Raw genomic sequence first — 18,989 nt, forward strand, 5'->3', positions numbered from 1 at the left:
AAAATGCCCGAAACGATTGCCGAGGCGGTTTCCCGCCGCCGCACATTCGCAATTATTGCCCATCCGGACGCGGGCAAGACGACGCTGACCGAAAAACTGCTGCTGTTCGGCGGCGCGATCCAGCTCGCCGGCGAAGTGAAAGCCAAGAAGGACCGTATCCAGACGCGGTCCGACTGGATGAAGATCGAGCGCGAACGCGGCATCTCGGTCGTCACCTCGGTGATGACTTTCGAATATGACGGCAACGTCTTCAACATCCTCGATACGCCCGGTCACGAAGACTTCGCAGACGACACCTATCGCACGCTGACGGCGGTTGATGCCGCGGTCATGGTCCTCGACGCCGCAAAAGGCATCGAGCCGCGGACGCTGAAACTGTTCGAAGTCTGCCGCATGCGCGATATCCCGATCATCACCTTCGTCAACAAGATGGACCGTGAAAGCCGCGATCCCTTCGAGATCCTCGATGAAGTCGAGGAGAAACTGGCGCTCGACACCGCCCCAGTCACCTGGCCGATCGGCCGTTCGAAGAGTTTTTGCGGTTCCTATAACCTGGCGGACAATACCGTCCGCGGCTCGGATACGGACGTCAAGGCGACCCCGGTCAACGGCCCGCAGAGCGTTGCCGACCGCCTGCCGGAAAACGAACGCGCGGCCTTCGTCGAGGAAACCGAGCTGGCGATCGAGGCTTGCCGGCCCTTCGATCGTAAGGCTTTCCTCGAAGGCCACATGACGCCGGTCTTCTTCGGCTCGGCACTGCGGAATTACGGCGTGCGCGACCTCATCGATGCGCTGGGCGATTTCGCCCCGCCGCCGCGAGACCAGGTGGCGGACATCCGCACCGTGCACGCGACCGACGACAAGATGACGGCCTTCGTCTTCAAGATCCAGGCGAACATGGACCCGAACCACCGCGACCGCATCGCGTTTGCGCGCATCTGCTCGGGCAAGCTGGAGCGTGGCATGAAGGCGCGGCTGTCGCGCACGGGCAAGCAGCTCGGGCTGACCGCGCCGCAGTTCTTCTTCGCGTCCCAGCGCCAGTTGGCCGATACCGCCTACGCGGGTGACGTGGTCGGCATCCCGAACCACGGCACGCTGCGCATCGGCGATACGCTGACCGAAGGCGAACAACTGGTGTTCCAGGGCGTGCCGAACTTCTCGCCGGAAATCCTCCGCCGCGTGCGGCTGGAGGATGCCATGAAGGCGAAGAAGCTCAAGGAAGCGCTGCAGCAGATGGCGGAAGAGGGCGTCGTGCAGCTCTTCTCGCCGGAAGACGGCTCGCCGGCCATCGTCGGGGTCGTCGGCGCGCTGCAGCTCGACGTCTTGAAGGAACGGCTGCAGGGCGAATACGGCCTGCCGGTTTCCTTCGAAATGTCGCGCTTTTCGATCTGCCGCTGGATCTCGGCCGAAAATCAGGTCGATCTCGACAAGTTCCTGACGGTAAAGCGCGGCGATATCGCCCGCGATCTCGATGGCGATCCGGTTTTCCTGGCGCAGGACAGTTTCTCGCTGCGCTATGAGTCGGAGCGTTATCCGGCCATCAAGATGGTCGCGATCAAGGAATATCAGGTTGCCAAGGCGGCGTGAGACTGCTCACGCCGCGGCAATGATCTCGATCTCCACCAGCCAGTCGTCGCGCAGGGTCTCGACGACGATGGCGGTCGTCGGCACGAGGCGGCCGCCGAGTGCTGAAAGCCGCGCATTCTGGTTTGCCTCCACATAGGAGGCATGCCGCAGATAGCTGGTCAGCCGCACGATATTGTCGGTCGTCATACGTGCTTCGGCCAGAATCCGGTTGAGGTTCGACCAGATCAGGCGGAGCTGGCTTTCCAGGTCGGCGCCGGTCGCTCCGTTTTCGTCGAGGCCCATCGTGCCGCTGACGAAAAGAAAGCGGTCGGGGCTGCGCACTTCCATGGCGTGCACATAGTCAGGCGTCGCGGCATAGATGTCATCCTTTGGGTTATGGGCGATCATCTTCATCTTGCTTCCTTTGGAATTTCATCTGGTAATGCCGCATTCTTGCCGAATACTATTCGGCAGAAAAGCTGAAGAGGCGATGGGATGGAAAATACAGAGGATGTTCGGCCAAAGCGGCGGGGGCCTGCCCCGCTGGACGCTTTTGACCGAAGGATATTAGCAGCACTCGCCGCCGATGCGGACCGGAGCTACGCGGCGCTGGGAGAAACGGTGGGCCTGTCACCGCCAGCGGTGCATGAGCGCGTCAAGCGATTGAAGCGCTCGGGCGTGATCCGCGATACGGTAGCGCGGCTGGATGGCACGGCGGTCGGCAAGCCTCTCACAGCCTTCGTGCATGTGGAGGCGGCGGGCTGGGGCAAGAGCGAGCGGCTCATGCAGATCGCCCGTTTTCCGGAAGTGGAGGAGCTGCATTCCGTTGCCGGCGACGCGAGCGTGATCCTTAAGGTGCGGATGGAAAATCCGCAGGCGCTGGAATTCCTGCTCGGCCAGATCCATTCGCTGCCCGGCGTGCGCGGCACCCGCAGCTATATCGCACTTTCCACCTATCTCGACCGACCGGTTCAGGCGGAGGTCACGACGGAATGGCCGAACGTGCCCCTGCCGCCGGAATGATCAGTCGAACTTGACCGCCGTCGTGTTGGAACCGCAGACCAGCACGCAGACGCGTTCATCCGGGCCGGGAACATATTTGCCAGAAAGGAGGGCGGCGAAGGCTGCGGCACCGCCGGGTTCGGCAACGATACGGGCGCCGGCCCACAGTGCCTTCTGAGCGGCGAGAATCTCGTCGTCGGTCACCAGGATCGGCGGCTGGAGGAATTTCTGGGCAACGGGGAACATCAGCTCGCCAACCTGCTTCGGCGCCAGCGAATCGGCCGCGATGCCGCCGGCCGGCGCATCCACCGGCCGGCCGGCCTTGAAGGCTTCGTAAAGGGTCGGCGCACCGTCGGATTCCACCGCCACGATCTTCACCCGGCCGCGGAACCAGGAGGCAATACCGCCGATCAGCCCGCCGCCGCCGACGGCAACGATCAGCGTCGTCATCTCCGGCAGGTCGTCCTCGATCTCCTTGCCAAGCGTGCCCTGGCCGAGCAGGGTTTCCACCTGGTCATAAGCATGGGCCGCGATTGCACCGCTCGTCGCCACATAGGTCTGGCTCGCCGCCAGTGCATCATTATATCGGTCGCCGCCGACCACCAGTTCCGCGCCATAGGAACGAATGAGGTCGATCTTCGCCTGCGAGGCCACGCTCGGCACGAAAATATGCGCAGGAACGCCGAGCCGCATCGCTGCGTAGGCGACGGCCGCTCCATGATTGCCGCCGGACGCGGCGACGACGCCGGCCGCCGGGACATTGCGCGTCAAAAGATTGGTGAAGGCGCCGCGAGCCTTGAACGAGCCGGAATGCTGCAGCAGCTCGAGTTTCAGGTCGATCGGCAACAGTGTCCCGCCGAAATCCCGCATGTCGACGCGCATGACCGGCGTGCGGCGGATATGCGGACGGATGAGCGTTTCGGTTTCCGCGATGCGTTCGGGCGTGACGGTGCGTTCGATCGACATGATGACCTCTTGGGAATGGAACGGTCATGGGTAGCCGCCAGGCCGCCGAAATGAAAGTCCTTTTAGGCGCCGATCCGTTCGCTGAGAAAGTCGACGACGGCGCGCACCGCTGGAAGCTGCCCGCGTCGATGCGGCATCAGGATCGTCGTGGTGATGCTGCCGGCCGTCCAATCGGGCAACAGGCGGATCAGCCTGCCTTCGGCAAGCGCCCCGCGGCAGACGGAAGTCGGTAGGCAGGTCAGGCCAAGGCCTGCCATCGTTGCCTTCATGATCACCAACGGCTCGTCGGCGGAAAGCACGGATCTGGGTGTCACGACGACCGCTTCGCCATCCTCGGAGGCCAACTTCCAGACCATGTCCGTCGGGCCGGCGGTGACCGCCCTATGCCCGGCGAGATCCTCCGGCCGAAAGGGTTCACCATGGATGCGAACATAATCCGGTGAGGCGACCACGAAAAAAGGGTCGGTCGCAAGCTTCTTCTGTAGCAGCGTCGAATCCGGCAGCGGCGCCTGGTGGCTGCGTACGGCGATGTCGAAACCTTCCTGAACGATATCGACGAACCGGTCGCTGACATGCAGCGAAAGATGCAGTTTCGGATATCGTGCCGAAAGCTCTGCCAGATGATCGGCGAGGATGAATTGCGCGGTCGGCACCGCCGCCGTCATCCGCACGATGCCGCTCGGCTCCCCGAGATGGGTACGCACGATGGTTTCCGCCATCTCTGCCTCGATCACCGATGCCTGCGCGTGCCGGAAGAAATCCCGGCCGAGATCGGTCAGCGAGAAACTGCGGGACGTCCGCTGGATCAGCCGCACGCCGAGCCGGTCCTCGAGTTCCGCCACGCGTTTGCTGACGGTGGATTTCGGCACGCCGAGCCGGCGCCCTGCCGCGGAAAAGCCGCCGTGCTCCACTGCCTGCACGAAGAGATAGAGATCGTTGAGGTTGGGCAAAGTCATCCTCAGCTTCCATGCTTGTAGACTTAAAGGCGGAAAATTGACGTCTACCGAGCCGGCGTCCACGAAATCATATTGACAGTGTCTCAAAGTTTCAATCCAGGGAGTATGAAATGACACCGATCCTGTTTTACGGCGTTCCGGAAGGATGTTCCTTCGGTTCGATCGTTGCGCTCGAATGGACCGGCGCGCCTTATCGGCTATGCCGCGTCGAAATGCCGGCCGTGGTTTCGAGCGAGGCCTACAAGCCAGTCAATCCAATCGGCGAAACACCGTCGCTGATGTTGCCGGATGGCCGGGTGATGAGCGAAAGCATGGCGATCCTCAATCACATCGCCGCGCGCACGGTGGGGAAGGGCTGGGGTTTCGATCCGAAATCGGAAAAATTCGACCGGCTGAACCAGATGCTGGCTTTCCTCAATACCGCCTTTTTCAACGCCTTCGGTCCGCTCTGGCACACGGTGGAGCATGAACTCGACCCGCAGGCCAAGCAGGCGCTTCGCACCTATGGTATCGCCAAGGTCGAGAAGGCGCATGCGCAGCTCGAAACGCTCCTTGGTGGCCGCGAATGGCTGCTCGGCGACGAGAAGAGCTTTGCGGATGCCTATTTCGCCGGCATCGCCCGCTGGAACGATTTCCACCAGGTCGTCGACCGGAGGCAGTTTCCGGGGCTCAATGCGCTCTACGAGCGTCTGCAGCAGGACCCGGCGGTGCGGTTCGCCTGGGCCATCGAACATCAGGAAGAAGCGCTGACGAGCGGACAGTTCCTCGGCCATGTGAGCCTCGACGAAGCGCTCGGATCTCTGAAGCAGGCGGCGTGATCGCCTATCTTCATGCACAGTCATGGCGTCCTTGAGAACGCCATGACTAATGCACTTGCCGGACATGACGCCGGGGTTGACCTTCAGGGTTTTGAGGAGCTTACGCCGCCGTGAGATCCTTGAGGAAGTCGTCGCACCAGCGCGTCACGTCGTGTTTGAGAAGATGTTCCATCATGCGGCCCCAGCGCTCCTTGCGCTCCTCGATCGGCATGTTGATGCCGCGCGCGATCGCGTTTGCCGTTCCCTCGATGTCATAGGGATTGACCAGCAGCGCCCCGCGCAGTTCCCGCGCCGCACCCGCAAAACGCGAGAGCACCAGGACGCCCGGATTTTCCGGATCCTGTGCCGCGACATATTCCTTGGCGACCAGGTTCATGCCGTCGCGTAGCGGCGTCACGAGCCCGATTTTGGCGAGCCGATAAAGGCCTGCCAGAACAGGCCTGCCGATCGAGCGGTTGATATAGCGGATCGGCACCCAGTCGACCGTGCCGATCGCACCGTTCACGCGGCCTGCCTGCTCGGCCACCATGCGCTGCATCTGCTCGTATTCCGGCACTTCGGAGCGGGATTTCGGGGTGATCTGCAGGTAGGTGACACGGTTGTGGTGGGCGGGGTTGGATTTGACGAAGTGCTCGAAGGCGTCGATCCGCTGGGTGATGCCCTTCGAGTAATCTAGCCGATCGACGCCGATGATCAGGTCGCGCCCTTCGATACTCTGCTTGGCCTTCCGCACGATGATATTGCTCGCCGCTTTCTTTGCGTATTCCGCAAAGGCGGCAGTTTCGATACTGATCGAATAGAAACCGCCCTTGAAGGTGCGTCCGTATGAGGTAAGCTTTCCGCCCTCAAGCGCCTCGCCGATGCCCTCGCGCACCAGCCCGCCCGCGAAATTCGCAAGATCGTGATCCGTCTGGAACCCGACCAGATCGTAATACGACAGCCCTTTCATGATCTCCTCGTGAACGGGCATGGTGAAAAGCACGTCAGCCGGCGGCCAGGGAATGTGCAGGAAGAAGCCGATCTTGTTCTTGAGGCCCATCTGGCGCAGTTCCGCGGCCAGCGGGATCAGGTGGTAGTCGTGTATCCAGATGACGTCGTCTTCCTGGATGAGCGGCGCCAGCTTATGGGCGAAGAAGCGATTGACGCGGAAGTAACCGGCCATCTCCTTGCGCCCATACTCCGCAAGATCCATCCGGTAATGACAGATCGGCCAGAGCACGCGGTTGGCAAACCCATGGTAATATTCTTCGACGTCCGTCTTGGTGAGATCGGTGAGCGCATAGGTGATGTTGCCATGCTGCTGCATGTCGAGCGGGGCCGGTTCCTTCGCGCCGCTGGATTTGCCGGACCATCCCATCCAGATGCCGCCGTGCTCTTCCAGGGCGGCCTGTAGCGCGACAGCCAGCCCGCCGGCTGGAGCATCGCCACTTTTCTGCGGCAGGGAGACACGGTTCGAAACGACGACAAGTCGGCTCAAGGTATTGTCCTTTCAGCTCACGCGGCGTCGGGCTTGACGCCACTCGCAAGCGCTTTGATTGCCGCGCGCAAGGCAGCGGTCGAGGGGAGGATGGATTTGGCTTGCGTGTCACCTGGTGTCTCGGTGATACGAATAGAATGGCCGCCGAGTTCGTTGGCGGTGCGGAACATCGCCTCGTCGGTCACGTCGTCGCCGATCGCGACCGGCTTGCGGCCCTTGAAGGGCGGTTGATCGAGGAAGGCCCGCAAGGCGTGGCCCTTGCTTGCCTGGGCCGGCCGGATTTCCATCACCATCTTGCCGTGCTGGAGCGTGAAGTCCGGCCCCGCCATATCGAGGTAGCGGGGCATGGCCGCCTCGACAGCCTCCCGTTGCTCCGGCGCCTGGCGATAATGCGCGGCGACGGCCGCACCCTTGTCCTCCACCAGAACGCCCGGCCATTGGCGGGCTTCGCGGACAAGAGCCGCCTTCAGATCCTCGAACGCGGCGCTGATCTCGACGCGGCTTATCGCCCCGGAGGGATCGCGGCGCTCGGAGCCATGCAGGCCGGCGATCGGGAATTGATACGGGGTGAAAAGCTGGTCGGCATAGGGAAGTGCCCGGCCTGTGACCAGCGCCAGAGCGCCGCCAAGCCTCATGGAAAGACGATGCAGGTTGTCAGGCAACTCCGCCGGTACGACGATCCCGTCCGGTGTTTCGGCAAGCTCAATCAGCGTGCCGTCGATATCGAGAAACAGCGCCCATCGCTCGGGTTCGAGCATGAGCCTGGCGAGAACGGGATCCCCCGGAAGGGGCGCTTCTGCTGTAGCTGGGCTCGACTGTTCTTTACGCGACATGAGCCTCTATCTAGGCCGCCAAATTCCGGCGGCAACCTCGAAAGATCACGCCTTGTCGCAAAAAGTGATACATTCTTTAGCAAGAAACCGGCATGTAACCCTCGAATTCATGTTTCATTAAGCCTTTGTAGAGACCTTGAAGTTCCTGGATTTTCGGGCCGCGGACGGGCGGCAATGTCGGAGCAGAAAGACCCCATGTGTCGTTGGGCAGCCTATCGCGGCGAACCTCTTTATCTCGAAGAACTCGTCTCCTCGCCGGCCCATTCCCTGATCGAGCAGTCTCATTGCGCCACTCGCGCCAAGACCGCGACGAATGGTGATGGTTTCGGCATTGCCTGGTATGGAGACCGGCCGGAACCCGGCCGTTACCGCGACATCCTTCCTGCCTGGTCCGACTGCAATCTGAAGAGCCTGGCGCGGCAGATTCGTTCGCCGCTCTTCCTCGCCCATGTGCGGGCGGCAACCCATGGCGCGACGCGGCGCGACAACTGCCATCCGTTCGTCCAGGGCCACTGGTCTTTCATGCATAATGGCCAGATCTCCGGCTTCGAGCGCATCCGTCGGCATATGGAAGGCATGCTCTCGGACGCGCTGTTCGATGCCCGCAACGGCACGACGGATTCCGAACTTCTCTTCCTGCTCGCCTTGCAGTTCGGCCTGGATACCGATCCGTTCCAGGCCATGGAAAAGGCGATCGCCACGGTCGAGGACCTGTCGATCGAAAAATCGGGTGAGGCATTGGTGCGCTTCACCGCCGCCTATTCCAACGGCCGGGAACTCTACGCGGTGCGTTACGCCACCGACCACAAGCCGCCAACGCTCTACGCGGCGCCGATGGGCGGCGAAACGGGTTATTGCCTGGTGTCCGAACCGCTGAACGACGAGGTCGATACCTGGGTGGAAATCCCGGACGGCAGCGCCGTCGTCGTGGATGCCGATGGCATGCAGGTCGCGCTCTTCCGGCCGAAGGCCCTGTCCGAAGCGGCTTGAAATCTATCCGAGCTTCGAGGCGATCAGTGCCGCAAGGCGCTCCGCCACCTCGTCCTTGTCGAGATCGGGCCATTCATCGACGCTCTTGGCGCTGATGATCTTCACCCGGTTGCGGGTGCCACCCATAATGCCGGTTTCCGGCGACACGTCGTTGGCGACGATCAGGTCGGCGCCCTTGCGTTCCAATTTCGAGCGGCCGTTCTTTTCGACGTCCTGGGTCTCTGCAGCAAAGCCGACCACGATCTTGGGCCGCTTTTCGTGATGCCCCACGGTCTTCAGGATATCCGGGTTTTCGGTCAGCAACAGGGGAGGCGGGGCCTCGCCGGGCTGCTTCTTGATCTTCTGGCCGGCCGACGATGCGACGCGCCAGTCGGCGACCGCCGCCACCATGACGGCGATATCGGCCGGCAGGCGGGAGATCACCGCCTCCAGCATTTCCTCGGCGCGTTCCACATGTACGGTCTTCACGCCGACCGGATCGGGTATGGTCACCGGTCCGGAGACGAGCGTCACGTCTGCGCCGAGCTTTGCGAGTGCCGCGGCAATCGCATGGCCCTGGCGGCCGGAGGAGCGGTTGGCGATATAACGCACCGGGTCGATCGGCTCATGCGTCGGGCCTGATGTAACGATCACCTTTTTGCCGGCGAGCGGTTTCGGTGCGCCGTCCAGCAGTTGGACGGCTGCCGCGACGATTTCCAGCGGTTCGGCCATGCGGCCGGTGCCGCTCTCGTTACTTTCGGCCATCTCACCGGCCATCGGGCCTATAAAATGGATGCCGTCAGCCGCCAGCGTCCCGACATTGCGCCTGGTCGCGGGCGCTGCCCACATTTTCGGGTTCATGGCGGGCGCAACAAGAACCGGCCGGTCGGTGGCAAGCAGCACGGCACTTGCAAGATCGTCCGCCAGCCCATGCGCCATCTTGGCCATCAGATCGGCGCTGGCGGGTGCGACGATCACGAGGTCGTTGTCGCGGGCGAGCCTGATATGGCCGACATCCTGCTCGTCCTCGCGGGAAAACAGATCGATATAGACATGGCTGGCGGATAGCGCGCCGACCGCGAGCGGTGTGATGAATTCCTGGGCCGCCCTGGTCATGATCGGACGAACCGATGCGCCCCGCTCGCGAAGCCGGCGGATCAGATCGAGGCTCTTATAGGCCGCGATGCCGCCGGAGATGATCAGAAGAATGCGCTTGCCGGAGAGTTCCATGCCATTACCCGATGCCAGAATGGCGGGAAGCTAAGCCTTTGGCCGCCGAGTTGCAATTGCCTTCCCCACTGACGGCGCCACGGAACAGTTGCAGCTGACGGGAGTTCGGCTGCAAAGGAGAGCCGTCATGAAAAAGAATTTTATTCCGAAGAAGATAGCAGGGTTCAAGGTGCCGAAATCCGTGCGCAGGTCGTCATTGCTGCGCAACATGCTGGCGAGCCGCACCGGCCGGCAGATCTTGGCGAGAGCGCTCGTCGCCGGTGCCAATGCTGCCGCCACCGCCCTGACCGACGAGCGGGCCGATGTCCGTAAGCCCGGCAAGGCAAGCGGCCGCAGGCAGGCCCTTGCCGCAAGCGTGGCCGGTGAGGCGATCGAGAGCGCGACTGCCGCAGCCATCGATGTCGTCACCAGTCCGACGCGCCCGCTCTTCAAGGCAAGCGCCAAGGCGAAGGAGGGCCGGATTTTCCCGGAACCGGTCACGCACTGACGCGGGAGCAATCCGAACATCTTGCGCGAATTTCTGGACTGCGTTACTCCTGTTTGCGGCCGGATGCGGCCAGCCGCCCGCGGCGCCTTCAAGCGCCAAGGTGAACGCATCCACCGCCTCTCATCCTTTGCCAATCCGGCCAGCGATGACGAACGGATCAGCAATGCGGGCGCTGATTGAGGGGACCTGCCGGTCCTTGTTCGTCTGTTGAAAGGATGATGAGATGCGCGATTTCCGCGATGCAAAACTGATGGCCAAAAGCCTGCGTGAGGCGCTTGCCGAACGTAAGGTCGAGCTGACGCATAGCCAGGTCCTGGAACTGGTTGCGGCGCAGTTCGGCTACGACAACTGGAATATCCTTGCTGCAAAGATCGACGCGTCGGAGCCGCAGCAACGGAAGCCGGATGCGGTGTCGATCCAGCCGGCAATCCCGATCTTCCGGATCTTCTCCGTCGACAAGGCGATGGAATTCTACCGCGATTTCTTAGGCTTCACCGTGGACTGGGAGCATCGCTTCGGCGAAAACTTCCCGCTCTATTGCCAGATCTCGCGAAGCGGCATGCTGATGCACCTCTCCGAACATGCGGGCGATGCGTCGCCGGCAGCCAGGGTCTTCGTGCCGATGACGGGCGCCCGCGCCTTCCAGCAGGAGCTGATCGGCAAGAACTACCCCTATATGAAGCCAGGGCTCGAACAGGCGGATTGGGGACTGGAAGTGACGGTCACCGACCCGTTCAGCAACCGCATCACCTTCTGCGAGCGGGAGATCAAGCCCTAAGCCTGACTTGGCCCCTCAAGGCTCAACGGGATGCTAGATCTTCTTCCTGGCTGTCGCGAGCGGCTCGGTCGTCAGCTTGAAATCCGTCATTTCCTTCGGCGTCAGGTAATAGAGCCGGTCCGGAGGCGTTTCGAGCGCGTGGATCCAGAGGCCCGCGCCGATGCCCATCTGGTTCAGATGGCGGGCGACCCGCGCGGTGGTCGCCTGCGCGGCGGCCATCGCCTGTTCCGCCGACGGCCGGTCCTTGGCTCCGTTGAACACCTGGTGCACGCCGATCACCGCATCCTTCTCCGCCAAACGCCCGACGCCGCCGGCAAATACGATCGGGCAGGAAGAGGCGCAGAGCGCTTTCGACGCGACCTTCGTGTCGAGCTTCCTGTCGCGGATCAGCTTCGACATGGCGAGAGCATCGTCAACCGAGCCGCCGGGGGAGTTGAGCGTCACCGTCTTCACATATTCCCCGCGCGTTTCGATCTCCTTTGAGAAGCGGGCGGCGGCGCCTGGGTCGATCGTCCCTTCGGCGAGCAGCACGCCGCCCGTGGTGAGCTCGAAGGTGATTGGCTTTCTCAGCACTTCCTTGGGGCTGGCAGGCTGCACCGGCGGTGCGGCGGGCACGCCTTCGGTCAAGGCCGGCGGCAGTACGGGCTGATCTTCGTGCATCGGATCGAAGCCGGGCAAGGCGGCGTTCATCATCGTCATGTCGCGAATATCGACGACGAGGAAAACCGCGGCAGCCGAGAGAAGAATATAGAAGGCGCCGCGCATCAGCACGCCTTCATCGAGTTTGCTGATCGCCTCACCGATCCTCATGCGACCGGTCCCGGCTACGTGACTTGAGGTCGATGGCGGTGATGTTGTTCGGTTCGGCTTCAGACGTTGGTTCCGGTGCCAATTCCGGCTCTTTCCCCGATGTCCTGTCGTCGGCTTCCGCCTTGGCGATTTGCTCGACGTTCACCCCGCTCGCCCTGACGGCACGTTGGACTTCCAGCGCTCTCAGAAGCTCGGCCGCCGTGATCCGCTCCGCAAAGGGCAGGTTTTCCTCCTGGCGGCGGATCGCACCATGCACGGTGGCGAGAATGAACACCATCACACCGGGCAGCAGGTCGATGGAAATAGCGCCGGCCCAGGCGGGAATGAAGTCCTGCGCATAATGCAGCACGGCTTCGGCGGAGGAGAGCGGCACGAAGCGACGCTCCTGCACCGGCGGCCGGGCGAGGATTTCGTCGGCGGCCTTGGCGAGCGCCTTGGATTGCGCCGTGACCGAGGTGCGGACGGTATCCATCACCTGGTTCTGCCGGTTGACGAGATCGGCAGCGCCGCCATCCGGAACCGGTGCAATGAAGCCGAGCGACAGGTCGTCTGCCGCGCGGCGGATCGACGGTGCGATCGAGGTCTGGGCGAGCGAGGTGATGACGCCGGTCAGTGCTACGGCTTCCGTGGAGAACTGGTCGGCACGCGGCTCGATCGTGCCCGGCGCGGAAACCAGCGAACGCATCGTCTCGAGCCGTTTCTGGCCCTGGGAGAAGAGGTCGTCCACCTGCTCGCGCGAGGCATTGATGTTGGCTGTAAGCGACTTCATCTGCGCCGACATCTGGCTGAGAAGCTGCACGACGCTCCCCGATCCGGTCGTGCCGGTGAGCGAACCGGATTGCCGCTCGACGCCCGCGAGTTGGGAGAAACGCTCAGACGCGCGCTGGATATCCGGCAGCAGGCTTTGCGCCGCGAGCGCATTCTGGTGGGCTCGGTCGAGATCGGCGGTATAGTCTTCGACCGTTTCGGAAAGATGCTGCTCCACGGCTGCGGAGCCGGCAAGCGCCGCCGCGTTCAGCCAGCTCGACATGGCAAGGATCATCGCAGCACCGACCGCCATGACGCCGAGCATGGCCGTCCGCCCGGTACGGGTCGTCACATGCGGATAGAAACGGGCCATATAGGACCAGAAGGCATAGATGCCGACCGAGACCGAGGCGGAGTAGATGACCGCCGCAAAGAACACGGCCGTGGGCGACCCGTCGAGAATGCTGCGTGCACCGAGATAGGTGTAGACGCCGGATGCCAGCGCCAGCACGGCAAGCGCGAAACGGGTCATCGTCTCGACGGCCGCGACGCCGTCATGCAAGCGTTGAGTTGCGCCTAGCGCCATGAAACGTCTCCGGAAGGCCAAGTCCCAAAAGGAATGTATTCCTTAACAGAGAATGAAGAACTCGGCGGAATAAAGGCCGCTTTGGAGTTGCAATATGGCGAAAGCCCTTGTGGAGCAGGGTTTTCGCATCATCAGGCGACCGGACAAACCTCAGCTGAGCGTGAAGGCGAGATACAGCAGCGACAGCGCGATGATCCACAGCGCGACGCGCCCCGAACGGTTGTGCCGCGCCTCCGACCTGCCGATGGCCTCTGTCGTCTCCGGATCGAAGCGCAGGCCGTGCTCGCTCATATAGACGAGTTCCTGGTGTAGCGTCTCCGTCTTGGCAGCGATTTCCGGCAGCGCCTCGGCAAGCTTGACGGCGGCTTTGACGCCATCTCGCAGGTCCGAGACAATGCGTTTCGGTCCGAGATTGTCGCGGATCCACTGGCCGACGACCGGCTCGGACGCCTTCCACATGTTGAATCGCGGATCGAGCATGCGCGACACGCCTTCGACCACGACCATGGTCTTCTGCAGCAGGATCAGTTCGGTGCGGGTCTGCATCTCGAACAGGTCGGTGACCTCGAAGAGCAGCGCCAAGAGCCGCGCCATGGAGATCGTTTCGGCCGGCTGGCCGTGGATCGGCTCGCCGATGGCGCGGATCGCCTGGGCGAAGCTCGCCACGTCGTGATGCGCCGGCACGTAACCCGCCTCGAAATGCACTTCCGCGACGCGCAGGTAATCGCGGGTGATGAAGCCGTAGAGGATTTCGGCGAGGAACCGGCGCTCCTTTTTGCCTAATCGCCCGACAATGCCCATGTCGACCGCGACGATCGTGCCGGCAGTGTCGACGAACAGATTGCCGGGATGCATGTCCGCATGGAAAAAACCGTCCCGTAGCGTGTGGCGCAGGAAGGACTGGATCAGCACCTCGGCGAGCTTTTCGAGATTGTGGCCGGCGGCGCGAAGGCCCACAACATCCGACATCTTGACGCCGTCGATCCATTCCATGGTGATCACGTCGCGGCCGGTGCGTTCCCAGTCGACCAGCGGGACCCGGAACCCGGGATCCTCCTTGGTATTCTCGGCAATCTCCGAAAGCGCCGCGGCCTCCAGGCGCAGGTCCATTTCTACCTTGGTGGTCTGTTCGAGCGTCCGTGTCACCTCGATGGGCCTCAAGCGCCGGCTGGAGCGCATGAAGCGTTCCTGCATGCGCGCCAGGAGATACATGCTTTCGATGTCGTGGGCGAAGCGCTGGCGCACGCCCGGGCGCACCACCTTGATGGCCACTTTCCTGTCATTGACGACGCCGGGATGGACCTGGGCGATCGAGGCCGCCGCGATCGGCTCGTCGAAGGAAGAATAGAGATCGCCGATCGTTCGCCCGAGCGATGCCTCGACCGCCGCTTTCGCAATTGCGGTCGGGAAGAAGGCCATCCGGTCCTGCAGCATGGCGAGATCGACGGCCCAGTCGACGCCGACCACATCCGGACGGGTCGCCAGGAACTGGCCGATCTTGACATAGGAAGGCCCCAGCCGGTCGACGGCGCGGGTCAGGCGCTCGCTGCGCGCCTGCGTCTTGGAGCGAAACCGCGCCAAGGGCTCCACCAGCGCCTTGATGAGGCCGACGGAAGGCGGCATGTCCTGGGTCGGCAGCGCCGATACCACACCCTCACGCACAAGAACCCAGCCGACGCGGGCAAGCCGGAAATAAGCGCCGATCGTGCTCATGCGTTCAGAGCTTCCAGCCGGAATGCAGCGCCGCGATGCCGCCGGTATAATTGGTGTAGGTGACGCGCGAAAAACCCGCATTGCGGATCATCGCCGCGAAATTCTCCTGGTTTGGGAATTTTCGGATCGATTCCACCAGATATTGATAGGGCTCGGCCTCGCCGGTGATCATCCTGCCGAAGCGCGGGATCGCCTTGAACGACCATTCCTCGTAGAAGCGCTCGAGAAGAGGCATCTCGACTTCGGAAAATTCCAGCACCAGCAGCCGTCCGCCGCGCTTCAGCACCCGATAGGCCTCCTTCAGCGCCACGTCGATATGCGGCACGTTGCGGATGCCGAAGGCGATCGTATAGGCGTCGAAGGAATTCGCCTCGAAGGGCAGCGACTCGGCATTGGCCTCGACGAAGGCGAGGTTTTCGGAAAGCCGTTTCTTCTCGGCGCGCTCGGCCCCGACGCCCAGCATCGAGCCGTTGATGTCGAGCACGGTCACGTGCGCCTTACGGTCGGAAGCCTCGACGATGCGGAAAGCGATATCGCCCGTGCCGCCGGCCACGTCCAAGGTTTTGTAGCCGACGTCCTTTCTCGGATTGAGCGAGGCGATCAGCGCATCCTTCCAGACACGGTGCATGCCGGCCGACATCACGTCGTTCATCACGTCGTAGCGTTTGGCGACCTTGTGAAAGACGTCGTTGACAAGGCCCTGCTTCTCGCCATCCGCGACCTTGCGGAAGCCATAGGACGTTTCCATCCCGCCGTCGGCGCTGGTACGGGCTTCAGTCATCGGTGAACTCCTAACGTCTCTCTTCTGGCCGGCGACCATAGCGAAATCGCTCATCGCACGCTATCTGTGGCGCGTGTCTTTACATGGGTGCGACATCCGGTCCGGTCTATAGACCAGGCGCGATGTCGTTGAAACAGGAAGTTAGTCAATCATGCCCGAATTGCCAGAGGTGGAAACCGTCCGGCGCGGTCTCGCCCCGGCAATGGAAGGTGCGGTGATCGCCAGGCTGGAACTCAATCGCCCGGATCTGCGCTTTCCGCTGCCGGAGAATTTCGCCGATGCCGTCAACGAACGCCGCATCGTCTCGCTCGGCAGGCGCGCCAAATACCTGCTGATCGACCTGGAGGACGATCTGACCGTGATCAGCCATCTCGGCATGTCGGGATCGTTTCGGATCGAGAACGAAGCGCTCGGCGAGTTCCACCATCCGCGCTCGAAGGATCAGAAACACGATCATGTCGTCTTTCATCTGAGGCAGAAGCAAGACCTGCTGCGCGTCATCTATAACGACCCGCGCCGCTTCGGCTTCATGCAGCTGTGGAAGCGCAGCGAGCTCGATCTCTATCCGGCTTTTGCCGAGCTCGGGCCGGAGCCGACCGGCAACGCGTTCGATGCGGACTATCTGGCCGCGAGGTTGGCGGGCAAGAGCCAGCCGCTCAAGGGCGCGCTCCTCGACCAGACGGTGATAGCGGGTCTCGGCAATATCTATGTCTGCGAGGCGCTGTGGCGCTCGCATCTTTCGCCGAAACGCGCAGCCGGCAGTGTCGTGACCAAGACCGGCAGGCCGAACAAGGAACTGGTCCTCCTCAACCAGTCGATACGGGACGTCATTGCCGATGCGATCGCTGCCGGAGGTTCGTCGCTCAGAGATCATATCCAGACGGATGGCTCGCTTGGTTATTTCCAGCACTCTTTCTCCGTCTACGACCGGGAAGGCGGCGCTTGCCGCACGCTGGGCTGCAGCGGTACCGTCGCGCGCATCACCCAGGCGGGCCGCTCCACATTCTATTGCCCGGCCTGCCAGAAATAACCCGCTGCCAGAAATAACGGCTGTCAGAAGCAGAAGAGCTAAGAGGAGACATTCGATGAGCTACGAAACCCTGCTGACCGAAACCCGGGGCGCCATCGCGCTCATCACCCTTAATCGTCCGAAGGCGCTGAATGCGCTCAATTCGACCGTGATGGCCGAATTGACCGAAGCGCTTTGCGCCTTCGGCAAGGACGAGGCGATCGGTGCGATCGTGCTCACCGGCTCGGAAAAGGCCTTTGCCGCCGGCGCCGATATCAAGGAAATGCAGGACATCGATTTCGTCGATGCCTATGTCAACGACTTCATCTCCGGCTGGGAGGCGATTGCCGCGACCCGCAAGCCGATGATCGCCGCCGTCTCCGGTTTCGCGCTCGGCGGCGGCTGTGAGCTCGCCATGATGTGTGATTTCATCATCGCCTCGGAAACCGCCAAGTTCGGCCAGCCGGAGATCACCCTCGGCGTCATTCCCGGCATGGGCGGTTCGCAGCGGCTGACCCGGGTCGTCGGCAAGGCGAAGGCGATGGACATGGTGATGACCGGCCGGATGATGGATGTCGCGGAAGCCGAGCGGGCAGGGCTGGTGTCGCGGATCGTTTCGCCGGAGCGGCTGATCGACGAGGCGGTCGAGGCGGCGGCGAAGATCGCCTCTTTCCCGCGCGCCGCGGTGCTGATGGCCAAGGAGGCCGTCAGCCGTTCCTTCGAGACGACGCTTGCCGAAGGGCTGCGTTTCGAACGGCGGCTTTTCCATTCGCTGTTTGCGACCGCCGACCAGAAGGAAGGCATGGCCGCCTTCGTGGAAAAGCGCAAGCCGCAGTTCTCCAACCGGTAAATCGCGCAAAAGCGGATGGTCATCCGCCAAATGCGCGTTGACTGGGGCAGGTATTCCGGCTATATGCCCGCCCACAGTTGGGAAAGCCTGATCATGGCTTCCTCTATTGCTCCCGAATTGCTGGATTGATGGTCGCAAGGACCGGCGCGGCAACGGCGGAGTTTGGTTCGAATTCGTAGAGAGGCATGAAATGGCCAATACAACTTCGGCGAAAAAAGCGACCCGCAAGATCGCTCGCCGTACCGCAGTCAACAAGTCCCGCCGCTCGCGCGTTCGCGGCTTCATCCGCAAGGTCGAGGAAGCCATCGCTTCCGGCGACATGACCGTTGCTGCAGAAGCCCTCAAGGCTGCCCAGCCGGAAATCCAGCGCGCCGCTACCAAGGGCGTGCTTCACAGCAACACGGCATCCCGCAAGGTGTCCCGTCTTGCTGCACGTGTGAAGGCCCTTTCGGCCTGATCATTTCACAAACTGTATCATAATGAAGCCTGGTCCTCTTGACCGGGCTTTTTGTGATTCTCTCAGGCCTCCTTATATTTATCCGGCTCATTAACAATTTCGTGTCATCGGCGTGACGGAAAATAGTTATTTTAATCAGTGGGTTACTGGAGGTCTATGAGTCTGTGGGTGACTTTGGCGATGGCTAAAAGCCCCCAGATGGAGTCAAGCAGATTTTTATTTTTTCTGTGAACGATCGTTCAGAATGTATGTCATTTTTGAATCCCATTGATTCAACAGCGATTCTCCATGAATGCCTCTGTGACATTCAAATCACGCTCGCGGAGTCAACGCCCGCCTCTTAATTTTGCGTAAAATTCATCATTGATCTTGGCATTTGATCCTGCCTAAATGCCTTCAGCAAGGGGCGCGGGGATTACTTCAGAGGGCTGCCGAGTACCGTCACATGTTGGACGGCAGGCAGACTTTTACCCTTTGCAACGGGATAAATTCTCCCGTTTTCCTGATAACCATCGGTTGCGATCCGGAAATTGGCATTTCCGGAAACGATCGGTTTTGTCAACGCGATCCGGTCCCAGTGTCCGGATGAAGGAGGTGGAAGAAGTTCGGACGGCTCACGATGAGGATGAGGGCGTTCGTATATGTGGGGTGGCTCCCGCAAGCGCAGACCGTTCACGAGGCGGGCTGGGCGTAACTTTCGATCGGCTGCGAGGACGAGAGAAGGTTTTGAAACAAAGGGGACGGGCGGCGACGGTTCTCAATGATTGGGAATGGTTTGCTATGCCTTGAAACGAAGTTTGTTCTGGCGGCGGTAACGAGAACCGCCAGGCTACGAGATTTGGAAGGCGGCGAATTATGCATATGAATACTATATCAGCCCGTGCAGGTAATGGGGATCACGCGCGGCAGGCATTTGATTCAAGTTGCTCCCAGGCGGCAGGGGAAACGACAGAA

The 18,989-nt window shown here is 61.9% G+C and carries 20 protein-coding genes; 10 read left to right on the plus strand and 10 right to left on the minus strand.

Annotated elements, in window-relative coordinates; genetic code table 11:
* Positions 1–3 precede the first annotated feature (3 nt).
* The gene (locus tag ACSQ3G_RS22625; RefSeq protein WP_436111625.1) at positions 4–1,587 is read left to right on the plus strand and encodes a peptide chain release factor 3; all 1,584 of its coding nucleotides are present in this window, start codon (positions 4–6) and stop codon (positions 1,585–1,587) included.
* A 6-nt stretch (positions 1,588–1,593) separates the two neighbouring features.
* Here the strand turns inward: ACSQ3G_RS22625 and ACSQ3G_RS22630 are convergent, their stop codons facing one another.
* A complete protein-coding gene (locus tag ACSQ3G_RS22630; RefSeq protein WP_436111626.1) occupies positions 1,594–1,980 on the minus strand; it encodes a RidA family protein in 387 nt (128 codons plus the stop codon).
* 81 nt (positions 1,981–2,061) lie between these two features.
* Here ACSQ3G_RS22630 and ACSQ3G_RS22635 point away from each other — a divergent pair, with 81 nt between their 5' ends.
* Positions 2,062–2,589, plus strand: a complete 528-nt coding sequence (locus ACSQ3G_RS22635; RefSeq protein ID WP_436111627.1) for an Lrp/AsnC family transcriptional regulator — start codon at positions 2,062–2,064, stop codon at positions 2,587–2,589.
* Here ACSQ3G_RS22635 and ACSQ3G_RS22640 read toward each other — a convergent pair whose 3' ends face one another.
* Positions 2,590–3,534, minus strand: coding sequence for a threonine/serine dehydratase (locus tag ACSQ3G_RS22640; protein WP_436111628.1), 945 nt, complete (start codon positions 3,532–3,534; stop codon positions 2,590–2,592).
* 62 nt (positions 3,535–3,596) lie between these two features.
* Complete coding sequence (locus ACSQ3G_RS22645; RefSeq protein WP_436111629.1) at positions 3,597–4,490, minus strand: LysR substrate-binding domain-containing protein; 894 nt, start codon at positions 4,488–4,490, stop codon at positions 3,597–3,599.
* A gap of 110 nt (positions 4,491–4,600) precedes the next feature.
* On the opposite strand from ACSQ3G_RS22645, the gene ACSQ3G_RS22650 reads away from it, so the two are divergent.
* Complete coding sequence (locus ACSQ3G_RS22650) at positions 4,601–5,308, plus strand: glutathione S-transferase family protein (protein WP_436111630.1); 708 nt, start codon at positions 4,601–4,603, stop codon at positions 5,306–5,308.
* Between the two features lie 100 nt (positions 5,309–5,408).
* Here ACSQ3G_RS22650 and otsA read toward each other — a convergent pair whose 3' ends face one another.
* Both otsA and otsB read right to left on the minus strand, forming a co-directional pair.
* Positions 5,409–6,785: an alpha,alpha-trehalose-phosphate synthase (UDP-forming) gene (gene otsA, locus ACSQ3G_RS22655; protein WP_436111631.1), complete on the minus strand. Its 1,377-nt coding sequence runs from the start codon at positions 6,783–6,785 to the stop codon at positions 5,409–5,411.
* A 17-nt stretch (positions 6,786–6,802) separates the two neighbouring features.
* Positions 6,803–7,618: a trehalose-phosphatase gene (gene otsB / locus ACSQ3G_RS22660; protein WP_436111632.1), complete on the minus strand. Its 816-nt coding sequence runs from the start codon at positions 7,616–7,618 to the stop codon at positions 6,803–6,805.
* A gap of 195 nt (positions 7,619–7,813) precedes the next feature.
* Between otsB and ACSQ3G_RS22665 the strand changes: the two genes are divergently transcribed.
* Entirely contained in the window at positions 7,814–8,608 is a 795-nt protein-coding gene (locus ACSQ3G_RS22665) for a class II glutamine amidotransferase (protein WP_046630369.1), read from the plus strand.
* A 3-nt stretch (positions 8,609–8,611) separates the two neighbouring features.
* Here ACSQ3G_RS22665 and coaBC read toward each other — a convergent pair whose 3' ends face one another.
* Entirely contained in the window at positions 8,612–9,817 is a 1,206-nt protein-coding gene (gene coaBC, locus ACSQ3G_RS22670) for a bifunctional phosphopantothenoylcysteine decarboxylase/phosphopantothenate--cysteine ligase CoaBC (RefSeq protein WP_436111633.1), read from the minus strand.
* 127 nt (positions 9,818–9,944) lie between these two features.
* Between coaBC and ACSQ3G_RS22675 the strand changes: the two genes are divergently transcribed.
* Genes ACSQ3G_RS22675 through ACSQ3G_RS22685 form a run of 3 tightly spaced genes read left to right on the plus strand, consistent with a single transcriptional unit; the run spans position 9,945 to position 11,082 of the window.
* Positions 9,945–10,304, plus strand: coding sequence for a hypothetical protein (locus ACSQ3G_RS22675; RefSeq protein ID WP_436111634.1), 360 nt, complete (start codon positions 9,945–9,947; stop codon positions 10,302–10,304).
* 21 nt (positions 10,305–10,325) lie between these two features.
* Positions 10,326–10,484 carry a hypothetical protein gene (locus ACSQ3G_RS22680; protein WP_436111635.1) on the plus strand — a complete coding sequence of 53 codons (159 nt, stop codon included), beginning with the start codon at positions 10,326–10,328 and terminating at the stop codon, positions 10,482–10,484.
* Positions 10,485–10,527: 43 nt separating this feature from the next.
* Positions 10,528–11,082 (plus strand): glyoxalase superfamily protein, encoded by a 555-nt coding sequence (locus ACSQ3G_RS22685; protein ID WP_436111636.1) that lies wholly within the window; start codon positions 10,528–10,530, stop codon positions 11,080–11,082.
* Between the two features lie 33 nt (positions 11,083–11,115).
* On the opposite strand, the gene ACSQ3G_RS22690 is transcribed toward ACSQ3G_RS22685, so the two are convergent.
* The 4 genes from ACSQ3G_RS22690 to ubiE all read right to left on the minus strand — a co-directional run bounded on the left by ACSQ3G_RS22690 (position 11,116) and on the right by ubiE (position 15,719).
* A complete protein-coding gene (locus ACSQ3G_RS22690; RefSeq protein WP_436111637.1) occupies positions 11,116–11,892 on the minus strand; it encodes a COG3904 family protein in 777 nt (258 codons plus the stop codon).
* Positions 11,879–13,225 (minus strand): hypothetical protein, encoded by a 1,347-nt coding sequence (locus ACSQ3G_RS22695; protein ID WP_436111638.1) that lies wholly within the window; start codon positions 13,223–13,225, stop codon positions 11,879–11,881. Before ACSQ3G_RS22695 ends, ACSQ3G_RS22690 begins: the two co-directional genes overlap by 14 nt.
* A 150-nt stretch (positions 13,226–13,375) precedes the next feature.
* A complete protein-coding gene (ubiB, locus tag ACSQ3G_RS22700; RefSeq protein WP_436111639.1) occupies positions 13,376–14,938 on the minus strand; it encodes a 2-polyprenylphenol 6-hydroxylase in 1,563 nt (520 codons plus the stop codon).
* 4 nt (positions 14,939–14,942) lie between these two features.
* The gene (ubiE, locus tag ACSQ3G_RS22705) at positions 14,943–15,719 is read right to left on the minus strand and encodes a bifunctional demethylmenaquinone methyltransferase/2-methoxy-6-polyprenyl-1,4-benzoquinol methylase UbiE (RefSeq protein WP_046630388.1); all 777 of its coding nucleotides are present in this window, start codon (positions 15,717–15,719) and stop codon (positions 14,943–14,945) included.
* Between the two features lie 151 nt (positions 15,720–15,870).
* Between ubiE and mutM the strand changes: the two genes are divergently transcribed.
* The 3 genes from mutM (at position 15,871) to rpsT (ending at position 18,035) form a co-directional block, all read left to right on the plus strand.
* Positions 15,871–16,749 carry a bifunctional DNA-formamidopyrimidine glycosylase/DNA-(apurinic or apyrimidinic site) lyase gene (mutM, locus tag ACSQ3G_RS22710; RefSeq protein ID WP_436111640.1) on the plus strand — a complete coding sequence of 293 codons (879 nt, stop codon included), beginning with the start codon at positions 15,871–15,873 and terminating at the stop codon, positions 16,747–16,749.
* A 55-nt stretch (positions 16,750–16,804) separates the two neighbouring features.
* The gene (locus tag ACSQ3G_RS22715; protein ID WP_436111641.1) at positions 16,805–17,578 is read left to right on the plus strand and encodes an enoyl-CoA hydratase; all 774 of its coding nucleotides are present in this window, start codon (positions 16,805–16,807) and stop codon (positions 17,576–17,578) included.
* 190 nt (positions 17,579–17,768) lie between these two features.
* On the plus strand, positions 17,769–18,035 hold the full coding sequence (gene rpsT / locus ACSQ3G_RS22720) for a 30S ribosomal protein S20 (protein ID WP_038594489.1): 267 nt from the start codon (positions 17,769–17,771) through the stop codon (positions 18,033–18,035).
* The last annotated feature ends 954 nt before the right edge of the window (positions 18,036–18,989 follow it).

It is taken from the genome of Neorhizobium tomejilense, from assembly GCF_964254135.1.
GTDB classification, from domain to species: Bacteria; Pseudomonadota; Alphaproteobacteria; order Rhizobiales; family Rhizobiaceae; genus Neorhizobium; species Neorhizobium tomejilense.

What these genes read in the sequence shown, in the direction of transcription:
- otsB (WP_436111632.1), bottom strand. Translation starts at nt 7,618, where the DNA reads ATGTCGCGTAAAGAACAGTCGAGCCCAGCTACAGCAGAAGCGCCCCTT.
- ACSQ3G_RS22645 (WP_436111629.1), bottom strand. Translation starts at nt 4,490, where the DNA reads ATGACTTTGCCCAACCTCAACGATCTCTATCTCTTCGTGCAGGCAGTG.
- ACSQ3G_RS22685 (WP_436111636.1), top strand. Translation starts at nt 10,528, where the DNA reads ATGCGCGATTTCCGCGATGCAAAACTGATGGCCAAAAGCCTGCGTGAG.
- coaBC (WP_436111633.1), bottom strand. Translation starts at nt 9,817, where the DNA reads ATGGAACTCTCCGGCAAGCGCATTCTTCTGATCATCTCCGGCGGCATC.
- ubiB (WP_436111639.1), bottom strand. Translation starts at nt 14,938, where the DNA reads ATGAGCACGATCGGCGCTTATTTCCGGCTTGCCCGCGTCGGCTGGGTT.
- ubiE (WP_046630388.1), bottom strand. Translation starts at nt 15,719, where the DNA reads ATGACTGAAGCCCGTACCAGCGCCGACGGCGGGATGGAAACGTCCTAT.
- ACSQ3G_RS22640 (WP_436111628.1), bottom strand. Translation starts at nt 3,534, where the DNA reads ATGTCGATCGAACGCACCGTCACGCCCGAACGCATCGCGGAAACCGAA.
- ACSQ3G_RS22690 (WP_436111637.1), bottom strand. Translation starts at nt 11,892, where the DNA reads ATGAGGATCGGTGAGGCGATCAGCAAACTCGATGAAGGCGTGCTGATG.
- ACSQ3G_RS22650 (WP_436111630.1), top strand. Translation starts at nt 4,601, where the DNA reads ATGACACCGATCCTGTTTTACGGCGTTCCGGAAGGATGTTCCTTCGGT.
- ACSQ3G_RS22665 (WP_046630369.1), top strand. Translation starts at nt 7,814, where the DNA reads ATGTGTCGTTGGGCAGCCTATCGCGGCGAACCTCTTTATCTCGAAGAA.
- ACSQ3G_RS22635 (WP_436111627.1), top strand. Translation starts at nt 2,062, where the DNA reads ATGGAAAATACAGAGGATGTTCGGCCAAAGCGGCGGGGGCCTGCCCCG.
- rpsT (WP_038594489.1), top strand. Translation starts at nt 17,769, where the DNA reads ATGGCCAATACAACTTCGGCGAAAAAAGCGACCCGCAAGATCGCTCGC.
- ACSQ3G_RS22625 (WP_436111625.1), top strand. Translation starts at nt 4, where the DNA reads ATGCCCGAAACGATTGCCGAGGCGGTTTCCCGCCGCCGCACATTCGCA.
- mutM (WP_436111640.1), top strand. Translation starts at nt 15,871, where the DNA reads ATGCCCGAATTGCCAGAGGTGGAAACCGTCCGGCGCGGTCTCGCCCCG.
- ACSQ3G_RS22675 (WP_436111634.1), top strand. Translation starts at nt 9,945, where the DNA reads ATGAAAAAGAATTTTATTCCGAAGAAGATAGCAGGGTTCAAGGTGCCG.
- ACSQ3G_RS22695 (WP_436111638.1), bottom strand. Translation starts at nt 13,225, where the DNA reads ATGGCGCTAGGCGCAACTCAACGCTTGCATGACGGCGTCGCGGCCGTC.
- ACSQ3G_RS22630 (WP_436111626.1), bottom strand. Translation starts at nt 1,980, where the DNA reads ATGAAGATGATCGCCCATAACCCAAAGGATGACATCTATGCCGCGACG.
- ACSQ3G_RS22715 (WP_436111641.1), top strand. Translation starts at nt 16,805, where the DNA reads ATGAGCTACGAAACCCTGCTGACCGAAACCCGGGGCGCCATCGCGCTC.